Raw genomic sequence first — 255 nt, forward strand, 5'->3', positions numbered from 1 at the left:
ATATAAACTGAGCTGATATATAAGGTGCTAGTGCTTGTTTTAGACCATTGCCTCTGAGGGAGCTTTCCACACCATCATAAAGCGTTAACAGAAAGCTTTCTATCTCCGGTGTCAACGTATCTGGATAATTGGTACAGGTCATTATATATAAAGCCTCTACCGTTATCTTTTGGTCTTTCAGCCATTGCATCATCTGAACGATTGATGTTAAAGCTTGATGCAGCTCATTGTGATCTTGATCCCAAAAGCCAGTCC

At 40.4% G+C, this 255-nt stretch carries 1 protein-coding gene; it reads right to left on the bottom strand.

Translation table 11 applies throughout. The annotated features are described in order from the left end of the window. Positions 1 to 255 (bottom strand): hypothetical protein (locus ACQ96U_RS27215; protein WP_431724417.1); only part of this gene is annotated, 255 nt, incomplete at both ends.

This window comes from Zooshikella sp. RANM57 (assembly GCF_050749885.1).
GTDB lineage: Bacteria > Pseudomonadota > Gammaproteobacteria > Pseudomonadales > Zooshikellaceae > Zooshikella.